This window comes from Nioella ostreopsis (assembly GCF_004000255.1).
Classification (GTDB): Bacteria; Pseudomonadota; Alphaproteobacteria; order Rhodobacterales; family Rhodobacteraceae; genus Nioella; species Nioella ostreopsis.
Genome location: NZ_RCIQ01000002.1, coordinates 137,612 through 161,740 on the forward strand (window position 1 = coordinate 137,612; position 24,129 = coordinate 161,740).

Below are 24,129 nucleotides of genomic sequence, written 5' to 3' on the forward strand. Positions count from 1 at the left end.
CCGCGCGGGTCGACGCGCGATGTGCGGCGAAACCCTATCTCCGCCAGAGCCACGCATGACCGGCGAACCAGCCCTGAAGCTTCGCCAGCGCCCGGAGCCGGATCGCAGCGGAGGGGATCGCGCCCGCGGCCAGCCGCTCCACCACCACCTCCACCGGGCAGGGCCGCCCCGTCACCGGGTCATGGTAGCGTGGATAGGAGATCAGCGCCGCATGCGCCAGGGCCGCCAGCGAGGGCCGCGCCCTGCGGCGTGCGGGCACCGGGCCGAGGTCGTGCGTCAGGCCCCAGCCTGCGTAGAAGGGCGCGCCGGTCACCGTCACCGGCACCCCGCGCAGCAATGCCTCGAACCCCATCAGCGAGGTCATCGTCACCACCCGGTCTGCCTGCGCGATCAGGGCCATGGGGTCTGCCCTTGTTGCCACGTGATCGGCAAGCAGGGACAGGTCGTCCGGCGACACCGCCCCGCTGCGCAGACCCGCCTCCACATCCGGGTGCGGCTTGTACAGAAGGAAGGCATCCGGATGCAGGTCGCGCGCTGTCTTCAACAGGGCCAGGTTGGTGCAGATCGCCCCCGCGCCGAGCCGGATCGAGGCGTCATCCTCCACCTGCCCCGGCACCAGGACGACCTCTCGCCCGCCGGGATCGGGCAGGGTGGCGTTACCGGGCAGGTTATACTTGCTCACCCCGGTGCTGGTCAGCGCATGGGTCAACCGTTCCGCCCGCCGCAGCCGCTCTGCGGGCAGGGCCGCCGCATCTGCGATCAGCTGCTCCAGCCGGCTGACACGGGTGGGGTCGTAGTAGATGCCCAGATCGTCCAGCACGAGGCTCAGCGGCGGGATCAGCTCCGCCCCGAGGCCGCGGGACCTGAGGAACCCGTCTTCGACCCGCAGAAGCGGTAGGTCTGCACGATTGCAGGCCTCTCGAAGCGCGTCGGTTTCCTTCCCCGCCCAGACCATCACCGGGCGCCCCCGCGCCACGGCCCGGTCGGGTGCGTCCTCGAACCTCAAGGCCGGGCCGTTCGCGGCAAAGACCTTTTGCAGCGGCCCGCGCTTCCACGCGCGCATGCCGAGGGCGACATATCCCCGCCGGTCCTGACGCCAGGCGCGCGCCTCGGCCTCCAATGTCGCCAGCACATCCTCCAGCCCGCAGAGCCGGTCGCGATAGGGATCGTACCAGCGCGGATAGAGGATGAGCGCGCCCGCCACCAGTTGTGCCCGTGTCAGGCGGCGTTTGCGGCGGCCGATCGGATTGCGGTCCTCGGTCAGGCCCCATCCGGCATAGAAGGGCTGGCCGAAGACCTGCGGTTTGTGACCGGCGAGGATCGCCTCGAACCCCAGTTGCGAGGACACGGTGTAGACAGCGGTTGCGCCCTCCATCAGCACCCAGGGGGACAGCGGATCGGTGCAAAGGCTGATCCGGTCGCTGGTGTCACCGTCGCTATAATGGCCGGACCGATGGCCGCCGCTTGTTTCGGGGTGGGTCTTGATGACGATGCGCGCGCCGGGGTTTTCCTCCTGCGCCATGACCAGCATTTCGCGGAAGGTGCGGTCGGACGCGCCGCCAAGCCGGATCGAGGCATCGCCCATGGTCTGGTCGATGACCAGCACGTAACCCGGTGGCGGGGCCGCAAGCGAAGGATCGACGGCGGCGTATTTGGTCAGGTGGTTTTCGCGCATCCGGGCGATGGCGTCACGGGCGCGGTCGAGAAGGGCGGTGTCATCCAGCGGGTGGGTGGCCAGCAGATGTTCGAGCTCGGAAGGCTGTCGGCTGTCGAACCACGCGCCGCGCCGGTCGATGGTCAGGCCAAGCGGCGGCTCCCCGGACCGGCCGGGATGCAGTGAGCGCAGGAAGGCATCCTCGACCCGCACCACCTGAGCGCCGGTCGCCTCGGCGGCTTTCTCGCCGCGCGCCGCATAGGGGCTGTGGCCCCAGACCAGCACGTCATCATCTGCCCCCGGTTTGCCAAGGGCCAGGTCATGGCCTGCAAGTTCCAGAATGCGGCGGACCCGGCGGTTGGTCAGGAACCCGCCAGTGACATAGAACGCCCGCCGGGGCTTTGCGGCTCCGGCGGGCATATCTTGGGCGTGGCCCGTCATGCGGGGCCTTATTGGGCCAGGCTGCTGATCGAACCGGCGGTGGCAAGCGTGCCGGTCAGCGCGCCGATCACCTGGTTCCACTGGGCAAACGGTGCGACCGTCACATAGAGCGTGTCCTGATCGCGGATCACGAAATCCCGCGCCTGGAACATGCCATTGGGTTCGGTCAGGTCGAGCACGTAGATCATCCGCTGTGTGCCGCTGATGTCGTTGCGACCCAGAACCTGCCGCGAGATTGCCTCCGGCTCGTTGCGCAGGATGAAGACACCGGTGGGATCTGCCAGGTTGGGGTTCAGGCCGCCAACGGTGGCAATCGCCTCGATGGCCGAGATCGTCTGCGTGTCGAAGGGAACACGGGTCTGGGCATTGGTCGCCCCAAGGGCCGTGAAGGATCGCGTATCCTCTTCGACAAGGATCCGGTCGCCTGCGCGCAGGGCGATGTCGAGTTCCGGGTTCGCGTAGAGGTCGTTGAACCAGATCGTCCCGGTCTGGTCACCGCGCACGACGGTCACGCGGGCGATCTCTGGTTCGACCGTGACGCCGCCAGCCGCGGCCAGCATGGCCGACAAGGTCCGGGTGGGCCGGTCGATCGGGTAGATGCCCTGACCGCCGACGACGCCTGCCACCGAAACGGTCGAGCCATTGCCCGCCACACGGCGCACCACGATCTGCGGATCGGGGGTCTGTTCGTCCAGATTGCGGGTCAGGATCTCTCGCAGCTGGTCTGGCGTGTTGCCTGCAGCCCGCACGCGGCCCGCGTAGGGGATGAAGATGAAGCCCGCGCCATCGACCTGGATTTCATCGAGCACCGTCGAGGGGCTGCCTTGCGGCCCCAGAAGCGGATCGGTGACGTTTTCCCAGATCGACAGGGACAGCGTGTCGCCCGGACGGATCGTGTCGGACCCGAGCTGGCCCGCATTGATGAAGTCCGACGAGAAGCCGAGCGCCTCGACCAGGGCCGTGGCACGCAGCACGCGATCATTGACGGAAACGACGAAGGCATCGCCCTCTCGCTGCACGGATCCTGCGAACAGCTCGCGTCTGTTGGGGCCGGATCGCGGCAGACCACATGTGGCCACCAGCGACACAACCACCAAGAGGGCGACAAACCGCGCCCCTCGGGAAGCCATAAATTTCACGGATTGGCTCCTTATTGCCTGTACTGCCTCGTTTATATTTTTTTCCACCCTAGCGAATTTCTGCCGCCAAGGCCAGATTTGATTAGTTAACGACCCGCAGGTGTTGCCGTGGTGCCGGGCGGCCCGCTTCGAGAGAGTCGTAGGGGTCCTCTGGCGACAGCATCATATCGACCACCTGACGCAGCAATTGCCGTCGTCCGCGCGCGGAATAGAAGCTGCCGGTGATCTGCGAGGTTTCCAGCAGATAGTGCCGGTAGTCGCGGTAGGCCTTGCTGTCGGGGCGCGTCGGACGCTGGAAAAATTCATCGAGCGGCTGCGTCGAAACGAATTCGGGCTTCAGATAGACCGCCGTTCCGAAGGCTTTCAGCGGCAACCCCCGCCAGAGCGCCTGCTGCGCAGAGGTGGAATTCACCGTGACGGCGCTGCGCGCGTCGTTCAGAAGCCCCGCCAGTTTGCCACCACGCACGTAATGGACCCGGCCGGAAATGCCCTGTTCACGGGCGACGCGGGCAATGGTGCGCCGGATTGGTGCGCGGCCATCCTCCAGAGGATGGGCCTTCAGGACAAGGTGATGATGCTGCGGCGCCCCTTTGGCGAAGCCTTCGATCAGCATCTCCAGAAACTCGGTCATGCTGGCGAATGGGCCATGGTTCTGGAAACTCGCGTCATGTTCCAGTTGCAGCAGCGCGATATGATAGGGAAAGCCGCCGGTCTTGATCCTCCATGTCGCGTATATGCGGCTCAGCGCATAGGCGGGCATCAGGGCAATGCGGCGCAGGTAGAGCCTGAGTTCCCGCGCCACGGTGATGTTGCGATGCGGGCGGAAGTTGCGATAGCGGATGTTCAGGAACATCACGAACCAGTGGTAGAGCGCCCCGTAAAAGATGTGCTGACGCATGTCGCCCCATCTGGCGGGCGCGTCGGGCAGATCGAGGTCGAGGTTCTTCAACGCCTCCTGCATCTGCGGCACGGGTGTCTGCATCAGCCGCGAATGCCCGTTCGAGCCGCCGCGTTCATAGGTCACCCAATAGGGGCGCAGGTAGCCTTCCTCGAAGACATGAACGGTAATCCCGCGCGCCTTCGCCGCCTCGACCGCCGCCGCATGGATGGGGCGCGTGTCGCCGTAAAGCACGATATCGGTGGTCCGTTTTTCGTCCAGCAGCTGCGCCAGCCGGTCGGGCCAGTCCTCGGGCGTTCCGGTATAGGCGATATAGCTGGGGCGGTGATGCCAGAAGGCGCTGTCACCCTGGTTGAAGCCCACCCGCCAGACCTCTGCTCCCGCCGCGCGCAGCATCTTGCCGAGGCGGTGAAAGAACGGCCCGTGCGGGCCCTGAAGAAACAGGAAGGATCTGGTGTGGATGGCCTTTGCGGGCACGGGGGACCTCGTAAACATAAGAACTGGTAACCTTTGTGGCGCAGGATTGCACCTGTCATGGGCGTCATGAGGGCCGGTTTGTGCCGTTAATATGACCGTTATCGGGGACTTGTCGGAAAGGATCAGGGCGGCTAGGTCAGGGGGACCAATGCGAAAGGCGCCCCTCATGTTCACAGGCATCATCACCGATATCGGCACCGTCCAGAAGCTGGAACAGCGTGGCGACCTGCATGCGCGGATCGCCACCAGCTATGACACCGCGACGATTGATATCGGCGCGTCGATTGCCTGCGACGGGGTCTGCCTGACCGCCGTGGCGCTCGGGCAGGGCTGGTTCGACGTGGTTATTTCGGCTGAAAGCGTCTCGGTCACCACGATTCAGACATGGGCCGAGGGCAAGCGCCTGAACCTCGAACGGGCGCTGAAGGTGGGGGATGAGCTTGGCGGGCATATCGTGTCGGGCCATGTGTATGGCATGGCCGAGATTGTCGGCATGAAAGACGAGGGCGAAAGCACCCGCTTCACCTTCCGCGCGCCCGAGGCTCTGGCGAAATTCATCGCGCCCAAGGGGTCAGTGGCGCTTAATGGCACCTCGCTGACCGTGAACGAGGTGAATGGCTGCGACTTCGGCGTCAACATCATCCCGCATACGCAGCAGGTCACCACCTGGGGCGGTGCCAAGGTTGGCGACAAGGTCAATCTGGAAATCGACACGCTGGCCCGCTACGTCGCCCGATTGCAGGACTGGGCGTGAGCCGGGTTGTCACCCGATCCATCAACGATCAGACCGGGCTGCGCTGCCTCGATCTTGTGCAGACCGATGCGGGAAGCCACATTTGGCTGGAATGCCGCCGCGACCCCGAGGACTCCCACGGGTGGCGCGTGGTGTTCTACGCGGCGAAAGAATTTGCCAGCGTGGCAGAGGCGTGGAGCGACGCGCGGGAACGGGTGGCCTGGCTGGACGAGGAGATGGCGGAATGAGCGGTATCGGACATAATGGCGGCCCGGCAATGGAAGCGGGCTTCGGCTTTCGCAAACTGGCCTGGGGCAAGGCGCGCAAGTCGCTGCTGAAGACCCTGCCCATTGAAATCGTCCGTGTGCGCGTCGCCCGCGCCAAGCGCCTGGGGATCGACTACACCACCTATGCCTCGATCCGGGCAGCGTCGGGCCATGACGTGGTGGCCTTCCTGTTTTCGGGCAACGCGCTGGAGATGACGCCAAGGCGGCTCACCCTGCCCGCCCATGTGGCAGAGCGGCTGGAGGGGCTGGAGGGCGCAGCGGACCGGCTGGCCGCCATCCATGCGCCCGCGCATCCTCATGCCCTGCTCTCTGCCAATCCCGGCCTTCTGGATCATGCTGCCCCCGCGCCGCGCTTCACCGAAAGCTGGTCGACCATTCGCGACCGTATTCGCGGGCTGGTCAGGGATCGTGGTCTGCCGGCGGATGGCGTCGTGCTGGTCGCTGCCACAGCCGTGGAACGCGAATGGTGCGCGGCGGGAAAACTGGCGGGGACAATCCCGGCAGACCAGTTCTTCGCCACCGCTCAACCGGCCTGAGATCCGCGCCCGCCCCGATGACCGGCCTATCGCAAGAGACTCTGCTGATGTTCCTCAAGATCGCCATCGTGCCAGTGATGCTGCTGTCGATCCTCTGGCGGAACCGGCGCGAGAAACGTCGCCGCGCCGACACCGCCGCAGAAGAACAGGCGGCCCGCAACGCCAGCGCCCGACGCGAGGTCATTGACCTGCGGTCTGCGGATATCGCGACCTTGCAAGCGGCGCTCGACAGCGTGACCTCCGGGGCCTGCCTTGTCTCGCTGCGAAATGAGCCCGTGACGGAACCGGCGCTCCGCTCTGCGCTTGCCACCGCCCTGATGGATGCCGACCGGTTCGACGACGCTGCGAGGGTGATCGGCGGGGCGGACCAGAGCTGCGACCCGGATGTGGTGATCTGCGCCGCCCGGCTTGAGCTTTATCGCGGGGACGAGACCGGGGCCATTTCGCTTCTGTCACAGGCGGCGGACCTGAAACTGGCGGCCCTGCGGCAGGCATCGCGCGGGGTGCGCCTGCATCTGGCCGAGTTGCTGGCCCAAAGCCTCTCTGATGCCTTGCCCCCGCTGACCCTGCAAAACACCCGGCTGTCCGGGCTTGGCCCGCTGGATTGCCTGATCCTGTCCGGTCGTGACGCAGAGGCGCGGTCCCTGTTGGAGGAGCTTGTGCCGCTTCTGCAAAGGGCCATTGCCGATAGCACCGGAGACCCGGAGGGCCGGGCGGGCCCGCTACCCCGTCAGGCGGCCGAGGCGGCACTGTCGCGGCTTGCGGCCTATCGTGACCGCCATTTCACCCCGACAGACGCCTGAGCCAGGGCCAAACCGAAAACGCGCGCCACTGGGGCGCGCGTCTCGGTGTTCAGGTGGATGTGGCTCAGCCCGCTGCGCGGGATTGGCGCTTGCGCTCATGCGGGTCGAGGAAGCGCTTGCGCAAGCGGATCGCGTTCGGCGTCACCTCCACCAGCTCGTCATCGTCGATATAGGCGATGGCCTGTTCCAGCGACATGGTGACCGGCGTGGTCAGGCGCACGGCCTCATCGGTGCCGGACGCGCGCACGTTGGTCAGCTTCTTGCCCTTCAGCGGGTTCACTTCCAGATCATTGTCGCGGCTGTGTTCGCCGATGATCATGCCGGTATAGACCGGTTCCTGCGCGCCGATGAACATCTTGCCGCGATCTTCCAGGTTCCACAGCGCATAGGCGACCGAGGTGCCGTTTTCCATCGAGATCAGCACACCCTGACGACGGCCCGGAATCGGCCCGCGATAGGGGGACCATTCGTGGAACACCCGGTTCAGAACGCCAGAGCCGCGCGTGTCGGTCAGGAACTCGCCGTGATAGCCGATGAGCCCGCGAGAGGGCACATGGGCGATGATCCGGGTCTTGCCGGCGCCACCGGGGCGCATCTCGACCAGATCGCCCTTGCGGGGGCCGGTCAGCTTTTCGATCACCGCGCCGGAATACTCGTCATCCACGTCGATGGTGACTTCCTCGATCGGTTCCAGCTTCTGGTCGCCATCCTCGCGGAACAGCACCTGCGGGCGGCTGATCGACAGCTCGAACCCTTCGCGGCGCATGTTCTCGATCAGAACGCCCATCTGCAATTCGCCCCGGCCCGCGACCTCGAAGGCCTCTCCGCCCGGCGTGTCGGTGACCTTGATGGCCACGTTCGATTCCGCCTCTTTCATCAAACGCTCGCGGATGACGCGGGATTGCACCTTCTTGCCGTCACGGCCCGCCAGCGGGCTGTCATTGATGCCGAAAGTGACGGTGATGGTGGGCGGGTCAATCGGCTGCGCGGCCAGAGGCTCGTCCACGGCCAGTGCGCAGATGGTGTCGGCCACGGTGGCCTTGGTCATGCCCGCGAGGGACACGATATCACCTGCCTGCGCTTCCTCGATATCCTGCTGCGCCAGCCCCCGGAAGGCCTGAATGCGGGTGACGCGGAACTGTTCCACCTTCTCGCCCATGCGGCTGAGCGCCTGTACGGTGGCGCCCACTTTCAGCTTGCCCGATTCAACCCGGCCGGTCAGCAGGCGACCCACGAAAGGATCAGCGCCAAGCGTGGTGGCCAGCATCCGGAAATCCTCATCCTGATGGGCAATCTGGCGCGGCTTGGGCACGTGATTGACGATCAGGTTGAACAGCGCATGCAGATCCTTGCGTGGCCCGTCCAGATCCGCATCCGCCCAACCGGAGCGACCCGAGGCATAGAGATGCGGGAAATCGAGCTGATCTTCGGTGGCATCGAGCGTTGCGAACAGGTCGAAACATTCGTCGAGCGCCCGATCCGGTTCCGCATCGGGTTTGTCGACCTTGTTCAGCACCACGATGGGGCGCAGCCCAAGTGCCAGCGCCTTGGAGGTCACGAACTTGGTCTGCGGCATTGGGCCTTCGGCGGCATCGACCAGCAGGACCACACCATCGACCATCGACAGGATGCGTTCGACCTCGCCGCCGAAATCGGCGTGGCCGGGCGTGTCGACGATATTAATCCGCGTGCCCTTCCATTCGAGGCTGGTGGGCTTGGCGAAAATGGTGATCCCGCGTTCGCGTTCCAGATCGTTGGAATCCATGGCGCGTTCGGCCACGGCCTGGTTGGCACGGAATGCGCCGGACTGTTTCAGAAGCTCGTCCACCAGAGTGGTCTTGCCATGGTCGACATGCGCGATGATCGCGATATTACGGAGGTCCATCCGAGTGGGCCTTTCAAGATAAGCTGAGTTGGCCCCGCCGTTACAGGGATGTTGGGCCAAAGGCCAGACCAAAACTCCTGAAAGAGTTTTGCAAGCCCCTTCGAAGGGGCTTCGCCGCCCTCACCCCCGCTTGCGCAGGCGCACGACCACGTCGAGCTTGGCGACCTCATAGCCCTCGGGTGGGGTCGGCAGGGCGGCGATCTTCAGCTCCGATGTCGCGGCGTCGACCAGCTGGCCGTTCTCCTCGAAGTAGAAATGCGGGTGATCGTCCATGCGGGTGTCGAAATAGCTGCGGGTGCCGTCGACAGTCACTTCCTGCACCAGACCCGCTTCGCAGAAGGCGCGCAGCGTGTTGTAGACCGTGGCCAGAGACACCTTGTCCCCCGCCGCGACGCTGGCGGCATGCAGCCCTTCCGCCGTCACGTGCCGATCCTGCCCGTCACCCACGAGAAGCGTCGCCAGCGAAAGGCGCTGACGGGTGGGGCGGAGGTCTGCCTGGGCGAGCCATTTGGTGCTGCGTTCAAGAGCTTCTGGCGTCATCTGGGGTCTCTTCATCGGTGTTACCGTGCAATATAGGCGTTGGAGGCACCGGTTTTCAAACGGAATCGGGTTGATGCGTCACCGGGCCCCAACAGGTGTTACCTTGCGTCCCCACGGGCGCAGGTGATAGGGGATGGCGAATTTGGCAAGCCAGACAACAGAAGGCTGACGGGAAGGGGCGAGGACACATGGCAGACTATCCCACGAGCTTCGATCGGGACGATCTACTGAAATGCGCACGCGGAGAGCTGTTTGGCCCCGGAAACGCGCAATTGCCCGAACCGCCGATGCTGATGATGGACCGCATCACCGACATCTCCGGTGACGGCGGTCTGCACGGCAAGGGTCATGTGGTGGCGGAGTTCGACATCACGCCCGACCTGTGGTTCTTCTCCTGCCATTTCCCCGGCAACCCGATCATGCCCGGCTGTCTGGGCCTTGACGGTCTGTGGCAGCTGACCGGCTTCAACCTCGGCTGGCGCGGCTGGCAGGGGCGCGGCTATGCGCTTGGCGTGGGGGAGGTGAAGCTGACCGGCATGGTGCGCCCCGACCGCAAGATGCTGACCTACAAGGTGGATTTCACCAAGGCCATCCAGACCCGCCGCCTGACCATGGGCGTCGCTGACGGCATCGTCGAGGCCGATGGCGAGGTGATCTATCAGGTCAAGGACATGAAGGTGGCGCTGAGCGAAAGCTGAGCGAATACGAGCAAAGCCCATGAAAGGCCCATGACGGTCTTCTCAACGGCTCTGCACCCCACGGCGAAAAACAACCGACACCGGGTCCCAGTCAAAGGGAATCCGGTAAAAAAGCCGCGCGCCAAGGGCCTCGCAGAAACGCAGGTAGGGTGCCGGATCAGCCGGCACGTACCACTCCTCGCCATTGCAGACGGCCCGCACCTCCTCCTCAGGATAGACCAGCCGCGCTTCGGGGCGGAGCCCCTGCCGGGGCAATTCCACATAGACGGCAGCGCGGATCGCCCGCAGATCCCGCAGATCGCCGATTGTCATGTCGGATGTCATGAAATCGGACAGCGTCGCTCCGGGCCAGGAATACCCCGTCAACTCATCCCATTGATGGCGGTCATGCGCAAAGAAACGAAGCCGCGTTTGCCCGGCTGCCGGGTCAAAGCTGGTCTCGGCAATGCCCAGAAGGGGCAGACCATCGGCTTGCCGCCAAAGCACGATCTGGGTTTCGAAACTGCCTCCGCCCGTGCCCTCATCCATGATGCGCACATACCCGTTCGGCCCATCCACCATGATCGGCATCGGCGTTCCCCAATCGGGTGAGGTCGTGACCCACTGTCCGCCTTCCTGACGGAGCGCATAGGTCAGATCCGCCACCAGACCGCTAACGCGCAGATCCTCGTAGTAGTCCACCACAGCGGTCTGTGCGCTGGCCTGCAAGGGAAGGACCAGACCAATCAAAAGGACCACAAGCCGGCGCAAGAGTGCCACAGGAACCACCATCTGAGCTGGAAGCAGCATATGTTTTCTCCTCTCAAGCCGCGGGCCTGTCCCGCAATGCGCCGTATGCTCTGCCGTGGAATGCCCCCTGTGCCATGATCTGCATCAAGCTGCCCTGCCCTCTGGCAGCGCATACCCGGCAATCCCCGCACCTCTCCACCTTGCACCTTCCCCCGGCAATGCCCTACTAAGACGAGAGCAAAGCAAGGGAGGCCACATGCGCCGAGTAGTTGTCACGGGCCTTGGGATCGTCTCGTCGATCGGGAACAATGCCGAAGAGGTCACGGCCAGCCTGAAAGCGGGCAGATCCGGTATCGAGGCCAGCCCCGAGATGGTCGAACATGGCTTTCGCAGCCAGATCGCGGGCACGCTCAAGATCGACCCGAAAGAGCATGTGGACAAGCGCGCCCTGCGCTTCATGGGGCCGGGCGCGGCCTATGCCCATATCGCCATGACCCAGGCGATTGCCGATGCCGGGTTGTCCGACGACCATGTCAGCAACGTGCGCACCGGTCTGGTGGCGGGATCTGGTGGCCCTTCGACCTCTGCCATGCTGACCGCGCATCAGACGGTTTTGTCCTCGGGCGCAACCAAGCGGATCGGGCCCTTCGCGGTGCCCAAATGCATGTCGTCCACGATCTCGGCCAACCTCGCTACGGCCTTCAAGATCAAGGGCATCAACTATTCCATCACCTCGGCCTGTTCGACGTCCTTGCATTGCATCGGCAACGCGGCGGAACAGATCATGATGGGCAAGCAGGACGTGATGTTCGCTGGCGGCGGCGAGGAACTGGACTGGACGCTCTCCTGCCTCTTCGATGCCATGGGCGCGATGTCCTCGAAATACAACGACACGCCCACCAAGGCCTCTCGCGCTTTCGACGAAGGCCGCGATGGCTTCGTCATTTCTGGCGGTGGCGGCATCGTGGTGCTGGAGGATCTGGATCACGCGCTGGCGCGCGGCGCGACGATCTACGCGGAAGTGACCGGCTTTGCCGCCACATCTGACGGGCATGACATGGTTGCCCCCTCGGGCGAGGGCGGTGAACGGGCCATGCGGCTGGCGCTGCAGACGCTGCCAGAGGGTCGGAATGTCAGCTACATCAACGCCCATGGCACCTCCACCCCCGTGGGCGATGTAGGCGAGGTCGCCGCCGTGCGCCGCGTCTTCGGCGAGGGCCACGTGCCGCCGATCAGCTCCACCAAGTCAATGACCGGCCACGCGCAAGGCGCGGCGGGCGCGTTGGAGGCGATTTTCTGCCTTTTGATGCTGAAGGGCAATTTCATCACCCCCTCGATCAATGTCGAAACCCTGGCCGAGGGGATCAACCCCGGCGAGGTTGCAACCGAGTACGTAGAGAACGCGGGCCTCGACACAGTGATGACCAACAGCTTCGGCTTCGGGGGCACCAACGGCTCCATGCTGCTTTCCAGATATAACGGATAAATCCAGATGGCTGATTTGATGAAGGGCAAACGCGGGCTGATCATGGGCGTGGCCAATGACCGCTCGATCGCATGGGGCATCGCCAAGGCCATGCAGGCCGAGGGCGCGGAGCTGGCGTTTTCCTATCAGGGCGATGCATTCGGCAAGCGGGTGAAGCCGCTGGCGGATCAGTTGGGTGCTGACCTGCTGGTCGATGTGGACGTGACCGACGATGCCTCGCTCGACGCCTGTTTCGGGCAGATCGGCGAGAAATGGGGCAAGCTCGATTTCTTGGTTCACGCCATTGCGTTTTCCGACAAGAACGAACTTGGCGGGCGGTTCATCAACACCACGCGCGACAACTTCCGCAATTCGCTGACGATCTCGTGCTATTCGCTGATCGACGTGGCCCGCCGGGCAGAGCCGCTGATGACGGACGGCGGCACGATCCTGACCCTGACCTATATGGGGTCGAACCGGGTGACGCCCTTCTACAACGTGATGGGCGTGGCCAAGGCGGCGCTGGAAAGTTCCGTCCGGTATCTCGCCAACGACATGGGGCCGAACAAGATCCGCGTGAATGCGATCTCGCCCGGTCCGATGAAGACACTGGCGGGGGCCGCGATCTCTGGCGCGCGCAAGACCTTCAATACCGCACGTGACAACGCTCCGCTGCGCGACAACGCCACGCTGGAGTCGATCGGCGGCACCGCCGTGTATCTGGCGTCCGATTACGGCGCCTGCACGACGGGCGAGATCATCACCGTCGACGGCGGCTATCACGTATTGGGAATGATGCAGCCGGAAAACCTCTGAGAGGTTTTCGGTCTGCGCCCTGCCAGTCCGGCGGGGCAGGGGCGGCACCCGAGGGGTGCCGCCATGCGTTTCAGTCCACGGATACGACCTCGACCGCGAAGGTCAGATCCTGACCTGCCAGCGGGTGATTGGCGTCGAGCGTGATATGGGTTTCGCTGACCTCGGCCACGACAACCGGGATGGCCTGCCCGTTCGGGGCCTGCATCTGCAACTGGGTGCCGGGTTCGGTCGGGATGTTGTCGGGGATCTGCTCGCGCGGGATCTGCTGCATCGCGTTCGGATCGCGGTCGCCATAGGCCTGGTCGGCTGGCACGGTCACCGTCTTCGCATCGCCCGTTTTCAGGCCCTCGAACGCCGCTTCAAGTCCGGGGATGATCTGGCCTTCCCCCATCGTGAAGCTCAGCGGATCGCGGCCTTCCGAGCTGTCGAAAACGCTGCCGTCGTTCAGCGTGCCGGTGTAGTGGAACGCAACTTTGCTGCCTGAAGTGGCCTCTGTCATGAAGTCATCCTGTGTGTGGGGGGTGGGTTTTCGCGGGGTGGGCGCCGATCCCGGCCCATCCTTCCGCAGATGTGGCCGCAAGGCTATCAGGCCATGCCCTGATGTAAACCGCGAATCCTGAAAAGCCGCCAGGGTGGCTTTTCCCCGCCGCGCCCCTGTGCAACTCTGCCGCTCAAAAGGGGACAGGCCATGACCATCACCACCTGCGTCTTCGACGCCTATGGAACGCTCTTCGACGTCAACGCCGCCGCCCGCGCGGTTGCCGCTGAACCGGGGCAGGAGGCATTCGCCGCCGTCTGGCAGGAGGTCTCGACCCACTGGCGCGCCAAGCAGCTGCAATATACCTGGATCCGGGCCCTCACCGGCCAGCACACCGATTTCTGGCAGGTCACCCAGGACGGGCTGGATTGGGCGCTGGCAAAGACCGGGCAGAGCGACCCCGATCTGCGCGACCGGCTGCTCGGGCTTTATTTCAACCTTGCGGCCTTCCCGGAGGTCCCCGCGATGCTGGCGGCGCTGAAGGCCGCCGGCATGAACACCGCGATCCTGTCCAACGGCTCGCCCCCGATGCTGAAAGGTGCGGTGGACAGCGCCGGGGTGGGCGATGTGCTGGACGATATTCTCAGCGTCGAAACTGTCGGCATCTTCAAGCCCGATGCCAGCGTCTACAAGCTGGTGACCGATCGCTTCGGCTGCGACAAGGACGAGGTGCTGTTCGTGTCCTCCAACGGGTGGGACGCGGCCTCGGCCCGCGCCTTTGGCTTCCGGGTTCTGTGGGTCAACCGCGCGGGCGAACCGCTGGACCGATTGCCAGAGCCCCCCGACCGGATCGCGTCGGACCTGACAACCGTTCCCCAAATCGCCGAGGCCCTGTGATGGAGCATTTCACCGCCGCCGACGGGCTCAAGCTCGCCTATGACGACCGGGGCGCGGGCCCCGTGCTGCTCTGCCTGCCGGGCCTCACGCGCAACATGGATGATTTCGAACCGGTGGTGGATCATTTCGCGCATCGCGCCCGCGTGATCCGCATGGATTTCCGGGGCCGCGGCGCGTCGGGCTTTGACCCCGACTACAGCCATTACAACGTGCTGCAGGAAAGCCAGGACGTGATCGGCCTGCTGGATCACCTGGGGCTGGACAAGGCCGCGATCCTCGGCACCTCGCGCGGCGGGCTGGTGGCGATGACGCTGGCAGCCACGGCGCGGGACCGGCTGGCGGGCGTCTGCTTCAACGATATCGGGCCGGTGATCGAACCCGCCGGTCTGACCTATATCATGGGCTATCTGGGCCTGCCGCCTGCGGACCCCGACTTTGACACCGCGCTGCGCGAGATCCCCAAACGCATGGGTGCGCGCTTTCCCAATGTGCCGGTTGAGACATGGGCCAATTACATTCGCCGGGTGTGGGCTGTGGGTGAGGATGGCCGCCTTTCGCTGCGCTACGACCCGAAGCTGCGCGATGCCACGCTTGCGCAGATGCAGGCGGCCGAGGGGCAGCCCGCCCCCGATCTCTGGCCGCTTTTCGCGGCGCTCGACGGGCTACCGCTGGCGCTGATCCGGGGGGCGAATTCCGATCTTCTGTCCCCCGACACGGCGGCGAAAATGCGCGACATGCATCCCAGCATGATCTTTTCCGACGTGGCGGACCGGGGCCATGTACCTTTCCTCGATGAACCCGAAAGCCTTTCCGTCATCTCCCAGTTCCTGGATCGCCTGACATGACCGACATCACGATGATCGACGCCGCCGCCGACCGGCTCAAAGGCCACGCCCGGCGCACGCCGCTTCTGTCCTCGCCCTTCCTGGATGAGATCGCGGGCCGCCGGGTGCTGATCAAGCCCGAGGCGCTGCAGCATACCGGCAGTTTCAAGTTCCGCGGCGGCTGGTCGGCGGTCTCGGCGCTCGACCCCGGCACACGCGCGCGCGGCGTCATCGCCTTTTCCTCCGGCAATCACGCGCAGGGCGTGGCCTATGCCGCCAAGCTCCACGGGGTGCCCGCCGTCATCATCATGCCCGCCGATGCGCCGCGCCTGAAGATCGACAACACGCGGGCTCTGGGGGCCGAGGTCATCACCTATGACCGCTCGTCGGAGGACCGGGACGCCCTTGGCGACAGGTTGGCACTGGAACGCGGGCTGACGCTGATCAAGCCCTTCGACAACCCTTATGTGATCGCCGGACAGGGCACCGTGGGGCTGGAGATTGCCGAACAGGCGGCTGCTGAAGGCGTGACCGAGGCCGATGTGCTGGTGTGCTGCGGCGGTGGCGGCCTCACCTCCGGCATCGCCCTGGCGCTGGAGGCGCGCGCCCCCGGCCTGCGCGCCCGACCGGTGGAACCGGAAGCCTTCGACGATGTCACCCGCTCGCTTGCCTCCGGCCAGATCGAGCGCAACGCCCGCACCTCCGGCTCACTCTGCGATGCGATCATCACGCCAAGTCCGGGCGAGCTGACCTTCCCGATCATGCACCGCCTCTGCGGCCCCGGCGTGGTCGTCCCCGAACGCGACTGCCTGCGCGCCATGGCGCTGGCCTTTTCCCGGCTCAAGATCGTGCTGGAACCGGGCGGCGCCATCGCGCTGGCGGCGGCGCTGTTCCACCCCGAAACGGTGGAGGGCGACGCGGTGATCACCGTCGCCTCGGGCGGGAACGTGGATGCAGAGCTTTATGCCAAGGTGCTGGAGGAATTCGGAGAGGGCGCCTAGACCTCCTCCCCCGACCGCAATCCAACCCGAAACAGCGCCAAGGCCACCACCATCAGCAGCAGCGCCAGCACGAAGGGCGCGCCGGGGAAATGCACCGCCGCGCCCTCGCGGGTGAACCAGAAAAACACCTGCGTCATGGCGAGCGGCGCCACGATGATCGACAGCGCGTTGACCGAGGCCATGACCCCCTGCAACTCGCCCTGCTGGTCGTCGCTCGCGCGGCGGCTCATGTATCCGGCGATAGCCGGTGTCGCGATTGATCCCAGGGCCGCGAAGGGGATCAGCAGCCAGACCATCCAGCCCGTGCCCACCACCGAGAAGGCGCCCAGCATCACCACCTCCAGCACCAGCGCCCAGAGGATCACCCGCACCTCGCCAAGCCGCGCCATCGCGGGCCGCACCAACCCCGCCTGTACCGCCACCATGCACACCCCATAGGCGGTCAGCGACAGACCCACGATCGTGGTGCTCCAACCAAAGGCCGCTTGCGTGAAATAGGCCCAGATCGCCGGGTAGACATAGCCTGACACGCTGTAAAAGAAGAGCATCAGCAGCATCCATCCCAGCCCCGGCAACTGCCCGATCTGCATCAGCCCGCCAAGCGGATTGGCGCGTGCCCATTGAAACGCCCGCCGCTTCCAGCGCGGCAGCGATTCGGGCAGTACAGCCAGCCCAAGCGCGAAGTTCGCCGCCGCCAGCCCCGCTGCCACCCAGAACGGCGCGCGGGTGTCCAGCCCCGCCAGCAGCCCGCCCAACATTGGCCCCAGCACAAAGCCCACCCCAAAGGCCGCAGACAGCAGGCCGAACCGCGCCGCGCGTTCATCGGGTTTGGTGATGTCGGCCATATAGGCATTCGCGGTGGCATGGGTGGCCGAGGTGATGCCGCCCAACACGCGCCCCACCAGCAGCCAGCCGATGGTGCCCGCCAGCGCCATGATCACGTAATCCAATGCCAGCGCCCCCATCGAGATCAGCAGCACCGGCCGTCGCCCGAACCGGTCCGACAGGCCGCCCAGAATAGGGCTGAACACGAACTGCATGACCGCAAAGACCGCCGCCAGAATCCCGCCCCAGACCGCAGCGTCGGACAGGTTCACACCCTGTACCTCGCGGATCAGGCCCGGCATCACCGGCATGATCAACCCGATCCCCATGGCATCGAGCGCCACGGTGATCAGGATGAAATAGAGCGGCAGGCGGTCAGTCACCGGCCACCGCTTGCGCAAAGGCCCGCGCCTCGTCGGGGGCGGTCCCCATTGCGGTCAGCGGATCGGTGACACCGGCCAGCGGCGCGCCGGGATGGGCGGCGTCCAACAGGTCCAGCAGCGGCGTCCCGGTCGCGAGCGCCTCCTTGCAGGCCGCCTTAACCACGGCCTGCGCCTCCGGTCGTGGCATGTGCGCGGCCAGCGCGAAGGACAGCGCCTCGGCATGGATCAGCCCGAGCGGATCGTTCAGCCGCGCCGCCATGACCTCTGCTTGCGGCTCCAGCGTTTCGGCCAGATCGGCGGCAATGGACAGCCCCTTGGCCACGCCCATCACCATCGCAGGCAGGCTCAGCCATTCGGTGAACCACGCCGCCCCATCCCGTTGCTGCCGGTGCAGCGCCGCGCCCTGCATCGCCCCGTTCAGTGCCTGCACATGGCGCGCCAGCGCGATCAGCACCGAGGCCCCAACGGGGTTCTGCTTTTGTGGCATGGTGGAGCTTTCGCCCGCCCCCGCAAACCGGACCTCGCCCACATCGCTTTGCGCCATGGCCATCAGGTCCTCGCCCATCTTGCCGAGGCTGCCCGCCACCAGCGACAGCCAGCCCGCCAGTTCCCCCACATGGTCACGCGTCGCGTGAACCGACCGCCCCGGATCTGCCAGTTTCAGCGCCTCCGCCATGGCCGCCCGCGTGTCCGCCGCCTGTGGACCAAGCGCCGCCCCGGTTCCCGCTGCCCCCGACAGCGTGACCACCAGCAGCCGGGGCTTCAGCGCTGCCAGCCGGTCCTTATGCGCCAGCCAAGGCCAGCCCCAGCCCGCCGCCACCGCGCCGAAGCTCGTGGGGTTCGCGGTCTGCCCATATGTGCGCGCCACCATCGGCGTGTCGGCATGCGCATCTGCCAGCCGCGCCAGAGCCTGCGCCAGCCGGTCGCCCCGCGCCTCGATCAGTGCCAGCGCCTGCCGCAACCGCAGCGCCAGCCCGGTGTCGATGATGTCCTGCGACGTCGCTCCCCAATGGGCATATTGCGCATGCTCCGGCGCTTCCATCTCCTTGCGGAAGGCGGCCACCAAGGCGGGCACGCAGACGCCATTCTGCCCGGTGGCCTCGGCCAGCCCCGCCGAGTCGATCTGCACCTCCAGCGAGGATCGGTGGATGAAGGCGGCACTGTCAGCCGGGATCACGCCAAGCGCGCCCTGCACCTTGGCCAGCATCCCCTCCACCACCAGCATGGCCCGGATCTCGGCGGTGTCGGAAAACAGCGTCGCCACCTCGCGGTCGGTGAACAGGTCGCGGTAAAGCGCGCTGTCGAAGGGGCTGATGCTCATGCCGTCTCTCCATGGCCGATGGCGGTAAGGAACCCTGACAGCTTTTCGGCGAAAAGCGGGGCAGAGTCCACGCAAGGCAGATGTCCGGCCCCGCGCAAGAGCTCGAACCGCGATCCGGGGATCAGGTCGGCCAGGTCTCTTACAAGGTCCGGCGGGGTGGCCCGGTCCTCTGTCCCGGCGATCACCAGCGTCGGCAGGCGTAGCCCGCTTGTGGGGGTGATGAAGTCTGTCCCGGCAATCGCCGCGCAGACCCCGGCATAGCCCTCGGGATCCTGCCGCTCGACCATGGCGCGGACCCCGGCATCGCCGCCACAAGCGCGGACCCGGCGCGAGAACCACCGCGCCATCAGATCTTCCGAAATCGACGCCAATCCGCCCGCCCGCACCGCATCGATTCGTGCCTGCCATCCGGCCTTGGTGCCGATCTTGGGCGCGGTCCCCGACAGCACCAGTGCCCTGATCAGGTCCATCCGCTTGACCGCCAGACCCTGCGCCACCAGCCCTCCCTCGGACAGGCCCACGAAGACCGCGTCCCGCACGCCAAGCGTATCGAGCACCGCTTCCGCATCGCGCACCAAAGCGCCCATGGCATAGGGTCCGGGCGGCACATCGCTCGCACCATGACCGCGCAGATCGAACCGGATCAGCCGCAACCGGCCCGACAGATGCGCCAGCAGCGCGTCCCAGATCGACAGATCCGTCCCGAGCGCCCCCAGGAATACCACCGGCGCCCCGTCACGGTCTCCGCTGTCCACCACGTTCAGCCCGACAGGCCCCAGATCAATCCGCGTCATGTCACATCCTCTTCCTTCCGCGTTTTTCCGACACCCCTGGGGCCACCGCAACCCGCCCTTTCATCTTGGCGAGAAATACCTCCGCCGGAGGCTCCCGCAGCTGCACCGGGCGCAAGCGCAGAAAGGTCGCGTTCCGCCCTCCGCCAGTCCGTGGCAACGCGGCCCGAGGAGGGCCCCGGAGGGGCTTGACGAGGGCCGCTCCCCGGTCGGTGCCGAGAGGCGACGAAACCGCAATCTGTCTGCACAGGGGGTGCACGGGTGGTGTACGGGGGGTGTACGCTCGGCACCCCCCCTTGGCACGACGCGGAAATGTCGCGACGGAACTGCTCGATTGCCGCTCTCGCCTCTTGCGTCGCGCGCATGCGCCTCGCAGTCTCGACCGAAAGTGCGAGGGAGGAATCGCCACATGACAAGAGTCAAAGCCGCCGTGTGCCATGCGTTCGGCGAGGATCTGAAAATCGAAGAGATCGACCTGCGTGCACCGGGTCAGGGCGAGCTTGAGGTTCGTCTGGATGCCGTCGCCATCTGCCATTCCGACATTTCCTTCATCGACGGGGGATGGGGCGGCGATCTGCCCGCGGTCTATGGTCATGAAGCGGCGGGCCGCGTCACCTCGGTGGGGCCAGGGGTCACCGCCTATTCCGTCGGGCAAAAGGTGCTTGTCACCCTGATCAAATCCTGCGGCACCTGCGGGTCCTGCGCGGCCGGCGCACCTGTCTACTGCAATGGCAATGCGCCGACGGAGCCGGCCATTCGACTGATCGACGGAACCACCGCCACCAAGGCGATGGAATGCGGCGCCTTCGCAGAGGCCGTCGTGGTCCATCAAAGCCAGCTTGCACCCTTGCCCGATGACATGCCCGCCGATGTGGCGAGCCTGCTGGCCTGTGGGGTCATCACCGGCATTGGCGCCGTGGTGAACACGGCAAAGGTCCGGCCGGGCCAGAACGTGGTGGTGATCGGCGCGGGCGGCGTCGGGCTCAATGCCATTCAGGGCGCGCGCATTGCCGGGGCCGCGCGGATCATCGCGATGGACATGTCAGAGGATAAACTCAACGATGCCAAGGCTTTCGGCGCGACGGACGGCATTCTCGCCACCGATTCCGAACCCTGGAAGGCCGTGGCCGAGATCACTGGCGGCAAGATGGCCGACGCGGTCTTCGTGACCGTGGGCGCGATCCCGGCCTATGAACAATCCCTGCGCCTGCTGGCGCGCGGCGGCATGATGTATGCCGTGGGCATGCCCCATAGCGGGGCGATGGCGGAATATGAACCGGTGATCATCGCCGCCGTGGGGCAGGGGATGAAAGGCTCCAAGATGGGCGATGCGGTGCTGCCGCGCGACATCCCGTGGATGGTGGACATGTACCAGCAGGGCCGCCTGAAACTCGATGAGCTGATCTCGAACCGCTGGACGCTCGACCAGATCAACGAGGCCATTGCCGACACCAAGACCGGCCACGCAAGGCGCAACGTGATCCTGCTGAGCTGACGGCAGGGCCACGCCATTCGGGGAGGGATGGCATGACAGACAGACTTGCTACGATCGAGGCCGGGGGCCGGGTGCTGCGGCTGGCCTTCGACGGGATCGAGGCCCGGTTCCACGCGATCTGGCTGCGGGACAACGCGCTTGACCCTGAGACGCGCGATCCGGGCAACGGTCAGCGGCTGATCACGCTGGCCGACCTGCCGGAGGGCCTGACACTCGCCAGAGCCGACTGGCAAGCGGATGGACTTCACGTCACCTTTGCGCCCGAGGGCAAGACGGTCACCTTCCCGGCGGACTGGCTGGCCGCCCATGTCTACGACCAGCCACAGGACCGCACCCCGGGGCGCCTGCCCGCGTTTGTTCAGGCATGGACGGCAGAGACCGGGCAAGGCGCGCCACTGGCCGATTTCGCGAACCTGAGGGACGATCGCGCTGCATTGCGCGACTGGCTGGCAGGGGTGCGGCGCTATGGGTTCGGGCGGGTGTCGGGCCTTGCCACCGACCCCGGTACGCTGTTCGGCATCGTCGATCTTTTCGGATATGTGCGCGAAACCAACTATGGCCGCCATTTCGAGGTGCGAACCGAGGTGAACCCGGTGAACCTCGCCTACACCGGGCTGGGGCTTCAGGCCCATACCGACAACCCTTACCGGGATCCGGTGCCGACGCTGCAGGTGCTCGCCTGCCTGGAAAACTCTGCCGAGGGTGGGGAAAACATGGTGGTCGATGGCTTCGCGGCGGCCCTGCGGCTGCGCGACGAAGACCCGGAGGGCTTCGCCTGCCTGTGCCGCCACCCGGCGCGGTTTTCCTACTCGGGATCGTCGGGTGTACGGCTGACCTCGCGCCGCCCGATGATCGAGCTGTCCCCGGACGGGGAGCTTGTGGCGATCCGTTTCAATTCCCGCTCTGCCGCGCCTTTGGTGGATGTGCCCTTCGACGAGATGGAAACCTGCTACGCGGCCTATCGGCGGCTGAGTGCCATCATCGACGACCCGGCGATGGAGGTGACGTTCAAGCTTGCCCCCGGGGAAGCCTTCCTCGTCGACAACACGCGCGTCCTGCATGCCCGCAAGGGCTATTCCGGGGCGGGCAGTCGCTGGTTGCAGGGCTGCTACGCCGACAAGGACGGGCTATTGTCCACACTCGCCGCACTGGAGGCCGATACATGACCCAGACCCCAGACCTGACCTCCGCCACGATCGTCGCCTTCATCGCCGATATCTTCGAGCGCCGGGGGGCCGAAAGCTATCTGGGCGAGGCGGTGACCATGTCCGAACACATGCTGCAAGGCGCAGCCTTGGCCGAGGCGGCGGGGGCGTCCGACACCATGATCGCGGGCGCATTGCTGCACGATATCGGCCACTACACCAACGAATTCGGCGACGACTACATCGACCGGGGTATCGACAACCTGCACGAGGAGGCGGGCGCGGCGGTGCTGGAACGCTTCTTCCCCACCGAAGTGACCGACTGCATTCGCCACCACGTCGCCGCGAAGCGCTATCTTTGCGCAACCGACCCGGCCTATTTCGCGCGGCTGTCTCAGGCCTCCGTGGATACGCTGCGCCTGCAAGGCGGCCCAATGGACGACAGCGAGGTTGCGGCCTTCGCCAGACACCCCAATCTCGACGCGATCCTGCAGGTCAGGATCTGGGATGACGAGGGCAAGGTGCCCGGCATGGTCACCCCCGATTTCGCCCATTACGCGCCGCTGCTGCAGCGGATCGTCGACGCCCATACAGGAGCCAGCTCATGAAACTCGCCGATCTGGAAATCTTCATCATCGCCCCGCCCAACCCCGGCATGGGCGGGCGCTACTGGATTGTGCCCAAGCTGACCACCGCCTGCGGGATCACGGGCTATGGCGAATGCTACGCGTCCTCGGTGGGGCCAGAGGCGATGCGGGCCGTGATCGCGGATGTATTCGGGCGCTATTTCGAGGGCGAAAACCCCGAGAATATCGAACGCATCTTCCGCCGCACCTATTCCTCGGGCTTCACGCAGCGGCCCGATCTGACGGTCATGGGCGCCTATGCGGGGCTGGAGATCGCCTGTTGGGACATTCTGGGCAAGGCGCGGAACCGGCCCGTGTGGGCCCTGATCGGTGGACGGATGAATGAGCGGCTGCGGGCCTATACCTACCTTTATCCGCTCGCCCATCACCACCCGACGGAGTTCTGGATTTCGCCCGAAATGGCGGGCGAGGCGGCGGCCGATTGCGTCGCGCGTGGCTATACGGCGGTGAAGTTCGACCCCGCCGGCCCCTACACGATGCGCGGCGGCCACATGCCCGCGATGTCCGACATCACGCGCTCGGTCGCCTTCTGCAAGGCAATCCGGGAGGCCGTGGGCGACCGGGCCGACCTGCTCTTCGGCACCCACGGCCAGTTCACCCCCGGCGGCGCGATCCGGCTGGGGCAGGCGCTGGAGCCCTATTCCCCCCTGTGGTTCGAGGAGCCGACTCCCCCCGACAACCACGCCGCCATGGCCGAGGTCGCCCGCGCGGTGCGCATCCCCGTGGCCACCGGCGAACGGCTGACCACCAAGGCGGAGTTCGCCGACGTCCTACGCGCGGGCGCGGCCACGATCCTGCAACCGGCACTTGGCCGGGCCGGGGGCATCTGGGAGGGCAAGAAGATCGCCACCTTGGCCGAGACCTTCGGCGCGCAGATCGCCCCCCATCTCTATGCCGGTCCGGTGGAGTGGGCCGCGAATATCCATCTGGGCACGACCTGCCCGAACCTGCTGCTGGTCGAGACCATCGAGACCGACTTCCACCGCGACCTCATTGGCGGCACGATCCGGGTGGAGAACGGCTTCGTCCGTGCGCCGGAGGAACCGGGCCTCGGGATCAATTTCAACGAGAACCTCGCCCGAGCCCATCCCTGCGACCGCACCGGGCTGCACCTGGAAATGCAGGATGCAGCCTGCGACTGGCAGAACGGCAACGCCTTCGCCGGAGGCTCGCCGGACTGAGGCACGCGGCCTGTCAGCTACGGACCGTTCGGGTTCTCGT

At 65.9% G+C, this 24,129-nt stretch carries 24 protein-coding genes; 14 read left to right on the forward strand and 10 right to left on the reverse strand.

What is annotated here, in order from left to right; genetic code table 11:
- Window positions 1-34: 34 nt before the first annotated feature.
- The 3 genes from EP237_RS03190 to EP237_RS03200 all read right to left on the reverse strand — a co-directional run bounded on the left by EP237_RS03190 (window position 35) and on the right by EP237_RS03200 (window position 4,627).
- Window positions 35-2,074, reverse strand: coding sequence for a capsular polysaccharide biosynthesis protein (locus tag EP237_RS03190; protein ID WP_240661472.1), 2,040 nt, complete (start codon window positions 2,072-2,074; stop codon window positions 35-37).
- Between the two features lie 29 nt (window positions 2,075-2,103).
- Window positions 2,104-3,225 carry a polysaccharide biosynthesis/export family protein gene (locus EP237_RS03195; protein ID WP_206052246.1) on the reverse strand — a complete coding sequence of 374 codons (1,122 nt, stop codon included), beginning with the start codon at window positions 3,223-3,225 and terminating at the stop codon, window positions 2,104-2,106.
- Window positions 3,226-3,316: 91 nt separating this feature from the next.
- Window positions 3,317-4,627 carry a capsule biosynthesis protein gene (locus tag EP237_RS03200; protein ID WP_127558052.1) on the reverse strand — a complete coding sequence of 437 codons (1,311 nt, stop codon included), beginning with the start codon at window positions 4,625-4,627 and terminating at the stop codon, window positions 3,317-3,319.
- 148 nt (window positions 4,628-4,775) lie between these two features.
- On the opposite strand from EP237_RS03200, the gene EP237_RS03205 reads away from it, so the two are divergent.
- The 4 genes from EP237_RS03205 to EP237_RS03220 are packed head-to-tail and all read left to right on the forward strand — an operon-like array spanning window position 4,776 to window position 6,968.
- Complete coding sequence (locus EP237_RS03205) at window positions 4,776-5,363, forward strand: riboflavin synthase (RefSeq protein WP_127558053.1); 588 nt, start codon at window positions 4,776-4,778, stop codon at window positions 5,361-5,363.
- The gene (locus tag EP237_RS03210) at window positions 5,360-5,590 is read left to right on the forward strand and encodes a hypothetical protein (protein ID WP_127558054.1); all 231 of its coding nucleotides are present in this window, start codon (window positions 5,360-5,362) and stop codon (window positions 5,588-5,590) included. The genes EP237_RS03205 and EP237_RS03210 overlap by 4 nt, the downstream gene beginning before the upstream one ends.
- A complete protein-coding gene (locus EP237_RS03215) occupies window positions 5,587-6,165 on the forward strand; it encodes a phosphoribosylaminoimidazolesuccinocarboxamide synthase (protein WP_127558055.1) in 579 nt (192 codons plus the stop codon). The genes EP237_RS03210 and EP237_RS03215 overlap by 4 nt, the downstream gene beginning before the upstream one ends.
- Window positions 6,166-6,212: 47 nt before the next feature.
- Window positions 6,213-6,968, forward strand: a complete 756-nt coding sequence (locus EP237_RS03220; RefSeq protein WP_127558056.1) for a hypothetical protein — start codon at window positions 6,213-6,215, stop codon at window positions 6,966-6,968.
- A 64-nt stretch (window positions 6,969-7,032) separates the two neighbouring features.
- On the opposite strand, the gene typA is transcribed toward EP237_RS03220, so the two are convergent.
- Window positions 7,033-8,853, reverse strand: a complete 1,821-nt coding sequence (gene typA / locus EP237_RS03225; RefSeq protein WP_127558057.1) for a translational GTPase TypA — start codon at window positions 8,851-8,853, stop codon at window positions 7,033-7,035.
- Window positions 8,854-8,973: 120 nt separating this feature from the next.
- Window positions 8,974-9,393 carry an iron response transcriptional regulator IrrA gene (gene irrA, locus EP237_RS03230; RefSeq protein ID WP_127558058.1) on the reverse strand — a complete coding sequence of 140 codons (420 nt, stop codon included), beginning with the start codon at window positions 9,391-9,393 and terminating at the stop codon, window positions 8,974-8,976.
- Between the two features lie 188 nt (window positions 9,394-9,581).
- Here irrA and fabA point away from each other — a divergent pair, with 188 nt between their 5' ends.
- Complete coding sequence (gene fabA, locus EP237_RS03235) at window positions 9,582-10,091, forward strand: bifunctional 3-hydroxydecanoyl-ACP dehydratase/trans-2-decenoyl-ACP isomerase (protein ID WP_071691015.1); 510 nt, start codon at window positions 9,582-9,584, stop codon at window positions 10,089-10,091.
- A 42-nt stretch (window positions 10,092-10,133) separates the two neighbouring features.
- On the opposite strand, the gene EP237_RS03240 is transcribed toward fabA, so the two are convergent.
- The gene (locus EP237_RS03240; RefSeq protein ID WP_127558059.1) at window positions 10,134-10,880 is read right to left on the reverse strand and encodes a hypothetical protein; all 747 of its coding nucleotides are present in this window, start codon (window positions 10,878-10,880) and stop codon (window positions 10,134-10,136) included.
- A 196-nt stretch (window positions 10,881-11,076) separates the two neighbouring features.
- Between EP237_RS03240 and fabB the strand changes: the two genes are divergently transcribed.
- Complete coding sequence (fabB, locus tag EP237_RS03245; protein ID WP_127558060.1) at window positions 11,077-12,306, forward strand: beta-ketoacyl-ACP synthase I; 1,230 nt, start codon at window positions 11,077-11,079, stop codon at window positions 12,304-12,306.
- Window positions 12,307-12,312: 6 nt separating this feature from the next.
- Window positions 12,313-13,101, forward strand: a complete 789-nt coding sequence (locus EP237_RS03250; RefSeq protein WP_127558061.1) for an enoyl-ACP reductase FabI — start codon at window positions 12,313-12,315, stop codon at window positions 13,099-13,101.
- Between the two features lie 70 nt (window positions 13,102-13,171).
- On the opposite strand, the gene EP237_RS03255 is transcribed toward EP237_RS03250, so the two are convergent.
- A complete protein-coding gene (locus tag EP237_RS03255) occupies window positions 13,172-13,600 on the reverse strand; it encodes an FKBP-type peptidyl-prolyl cis-trans isomerase (RefSeq protein WP_127558063.1) in 429 nt (142 codons plus the stop codon).
- Between the two features lie 189 nt (window positions 13,601-13,789).
- Here EP237_RS03255 and EP237_RS03260 point away from each other — a divergent pair, with 189 nt between their 5' ends.
- Genes EP237_RS03260 through EP237_RS03270 form a run of 3 tightly spaced genes read left to right on the forward strand, consistent with a single transcriptional unit; the run spans window position 13,790 to window position 16,301 of the window.
- Entirely contained in the window at window positions 13,790-14,476 is a 687-nt protein-coding gene (locus EP237_RS03260; RefSeq protein WP_127558065.1) for a haloacid dehalogenase type II, read from the forward strand.
- A complete protein-coding gene (locus tag EP237_RS03265; protein WP_127558067.1) occupies window positions 14,476-15,321 on the forward strand; it encodes an alpha/beta fold hydrolase in 846 nt (281 codons plus the stop codon). The genes EP237_RS03260 and EP237_RS03265 overlap by 1 nt, the downstream gene beginning before the upstream one ends.
- Window positions 15,318-16,301, forward strand: a complete 984-nt coding sequence (locus tag EP237_RS03270; protein WP_127558069.1) for a threonine ammonia-lyase — start codon at window positions 15,318-15,320, stop codon at window positions 16,299-16,301. Before EP237_RS03265 ends, EP237_RS03270 begins: the two co-directional genes overlap by 4 nt.
- Here EP237_RS03270 and EP237_RS03275 read toward each other — a convergent pair.
- From EP237_RS03275 to pcaD, 3 genes are read right to left on the reverse strand one after another with little or no spacing between them, the layout of a single operon-like run.
- On the reverse strand, window positions 16,298-17,509 hold the full coding sequence (locus EP237_RS03275; protein WP_127558071.1) for a TCR/Tet family MFS transporter: 1,212 nt from the start codon (window positions 17,507-17,509) through the stop codon (window positions 16,298-16,300). The two genes, EP237_RS03270 and EP237_RS03275, sit on opposite strands and share 4 nt — an antisense overlap.
- A complete protein-coding gene (locus EP237_RS03280) occupies window positions 17,502-18,830 on the reverse strand; it encodes a lyase family protein (RefSeq protein ID WP_127558073.1) in 1,329 nt (442 codons plus the stop codon). Before EP237_RS03280 ends, EP237_RS03275 begins: the two co-directional genes overlap by 8 nt.
- The gene (gene pcaD / locus EP237_RS03285; RefSeq protein WP_127558075.1) at window positions 18,827-19,624 is read right to left on the reverse strand and encodes a 3-oxoadipate enol-lactonase; all 798 of its coding nucleotides are present in this window, start codon (window positions 19,622-19,624) and stop codon (window positions 18,827-18,829) included. Before pcaD ends, EP237_RS03280 begins: the two co-directional genes overlap by 4 nt.
- A gap of 406 nt (window positions 19,625-20,030) precedes the next feature.
- Here pcaD and EP237_RS03290 point away from each other — a divergent pair, with 406 nt between their 5' ends.
- The 4 genes from EP237_RS03290 to EP237_RS03305 are packed head-to-tail and all read left to right on the forward strand — an operon-like array spanning window position 20,031 to window position 24,089.
- Window positions 20,031-21,116, forward strand: a complete 1,086-nt coding sequence (locus EP237_RS03290) for a Zn-dependent alcohol dehydrogenase (protein WP_127558077.1) — start codon at window positions 20,031-20,033, stop codon at window positions 21,114-21,116.
- Window positions 21,117-21,148: 32 nt separating this feature from the next.
- Window positions 21,149-22,282 (forward strand): 2-trimethylaminoethylphosphonate dioxygenase, encoded by a 1,134-nt coding sequence (gene tmpA, locus EP237_RS03295; RefSeq protein ID WP_127558079.1) that lies wholly within the window; start codon window positions 21,149-21,151, stop codon window positions 22,280-22,282.
- A complete protein-coding gene (gene tmpB, locus EP237_RS03300; RefSeq protein WP_127558081.1) occupies window positions 22,279-22,869 on the forward strand; it encodes a (R)-1-hydroxy-2-trimethylaminoethylphosphonate oxygenase in 591 nt (196 codons plus the stop codon). Before tmpA ends, tmpB begins: the two co-directional genes overlap by 4 nt.
- The gene (locus tag EP237_RS03305) at window positions 22,866-24,089 is read left to right on the forward strand and encodes a mandelate racemase/muconate lactonizing enzyme family protein (protein WP_127558083.1); all 1,224 of its coding nucleotides are present in this window, start codon (window positions 22,866-22,868) and stop codon (window positions 24,087-24,089) included. The genes tmpB and EP237_RS03305 overlap by 4 nt, the downstream gene beginning before the upstream one ends.
- The last annotated feature ends 40 nt before the right edge of the window (window positions 24,090-24,129 follow it).